This window comes from Actinomadura sp. CNU-125 (assembly GCF_001942465.1).
In the GTDB taxonomy this organism is placed as follows: domain Bacteria; phylum Actinomycetota; class Actinomycetes; order Streptosporangiales; family Streptosporangiaceae; genus Spirillospora.
This window is the reverse complement of sequence record NZ_MKJY01000489.1, coordinates 1-2,003: the sequence shown is the minus strand read 5'-3', so window position 1 is coordinate 2,003 and position 2,003 is coordinate 1. Positions and strand designations below refer to the sequence as shown.

Genomic DNA, 2,003 nt, shown 5'->3' with positions numbered 1-2,003 from the left:
GGTGGGGGCGGGCCGGCCCTCCCCGAAAACGGCGGGTGTGGGGGACGTGGGTGCGAGGTCGCGTTGCACGGGGCGGCCGGGCACGGGTTCGGCGCGCATCGGGCCGGTGGCGGGGTCGCTGGGGCGGTGGACGGCGGGCGCGGGGCCCGCAGGTATGGGATCGGCGGGCATGAACACCGGGGCGGGATGTGCGAGTCCAGCGGGCATGTCCGGCATGTCGGGCGGTTCCGCGTGTAGCGGCATCCCGGACGGCTCCGTGCCCGTCGGGTGCGGTGCGGCATCGAGCCGTCCGGCGGCCTTCGGTTCGGGCGGCTCCTCGCCCGGGGTGATGCCGAGTTCGTCGAGCAGCGGCCACAGTTCGGCCATCGCGGCCTCGGGGTCGCGGTAGAACACGCTGCCGCGCACCCGCCAGAACCGCCAGCCGAGACGTTCGAGGACGGTCTGCCGCCGCAGGTCGTCCTCCCACCGGTCGGGGCCGTGGAACGAGTCGCCGTCGCATTCGACGGCGAGCTTGCGCCCGCCGCCCCGGACGACGAGGTCGATCCGCAGGTTGCCCACCGGATGCTGCGGGGTGACCAGGTAGTCGCGGGCGATCAGCATCCGCAGGACGCGGCGCTCGAAGTCGGACTCGCAGCGCGCCTCCAGGTCGGCGGCCGGGTCCGCGGAGCGCGTCCCGTCGGACGCGTACCGGACGAGCGCCGCCCGCTGGTCCTCGGGGTGCAGTTCGTCCGGCCGGACGCTGTGGAACACCCACATCTGGTCGCGGGCACGGCTCGCGGCGACGTTGACGCGCTGCTCGTAGCGGCGGGACGTGAACGGCGCGCGGGCCGAGTCGGCGACGACGCTCACGAACACGACGTCGCGTTCGTCGCCCTGGAAGCTGTAGGAGTCGCCGCAGCGCAGCCCGCGGCGCTCGTACTCTTCGGGGCCGAGCTTGTCCATGAGCCGGCGGTCGATGTACTGCGCCTGGCGGCTGCTGCTCAGCAGCGAGATGACGCCCATCGTCCGGCCGTCGTAGGCGGGGTCGGCGCAGCACTGGACGACCCGGTCGACGAGGGCGTCCGCCTCCGCCTCGTTGACGTCGCCGATCGGCAGGTCCCGCCGGACGCCGTCCGGCACGTGCACCGCCCGCACGGCGGGCCCCGGCAGACGGACATCCGATTCCTCCCGCAACGGCTGGATCTCCCCGCCGTAGTAGTGCTGCGAGGAGAACTCGATGATGCGCGGCAGGCAGCGGAAGTGCTCCCGCAGCCGGACGACCCCGGGGAACAGCCGCGTCGCCGCGTCGTACAGGCTCGACTCCAGGTCGAGCAGCATCGAGTTCGGCAGCGCCGGCAGGTGGGTGCGGATCAGCTCGTCCACGCGGTCGCGCCGGATCCCGACGGCCGACGGGCTGATCTGCTTGTCGTCGCCGACCACGACCACCTTGTGGCCGAGGCCGAGCAGCCCGAGCGCGAACACGTCGCACTGGCTGCTCTCGTCGATGACCACGACGTCGAACGGCGGCGCGACCGCCGGGTCGAACGACTCCGCCACCCGGTAGTACGGCATGATCCACACCGGGACGGCGCCCATCGCCTCGGGCATCAGCCGCTGCGCTTCGGCCCGCCACTTGCCCGCGTGCGCGCCGGTGCCCTTGCCGATCTTGCGCAGGGTCTGCAGCCAGCCGACCAGGGCGCGGCGCCGGTCGGCGCCCAGGTTGCCCTTCATCGCGAGCCACGCCGAACGGCGCGTCAGTTCGAGCGTGACGTGCCGCTGCTCCTCCTGGGCCGCGTCGAGGCGCTGCTGGACGGCGCCGAGATCGTCCGCGTCGATGATCGCGCGCAGCCACGTCTCGGCGCGCCGCCACCGCCACAGCTCGCCGAGCCGGGCCGGGTCGCCGCACGCGGCGGCGTCCCGCCGGTCTCCCGGACGCGCCGCGCCCACCGGGGCGCCGCGGCCGCCAGCCGGTCGTGCAGCGCGGTCAGCCGCGCGACCCGTTCTTCGGCCCCAGCGCCGCGAGC

The 2,003-nt window shown here is 74.4% G+C and carries 1 protein-coding gene; it reads right to left on the bottom strand.

Annotation, left to right across the window (positions count from 1 at the left end; genetic code table 11):
* Positions 1-1,926 (bottom strand): AAA domain-containing protein (locus BJF79_RS38600; RefSeq protein WP_262403203.1); only part of this gene is annotated, 1,926 nt, incomplete at its 3' end.
* Positions 1,927-2,003: the final 77 nt, after the last annotated feature.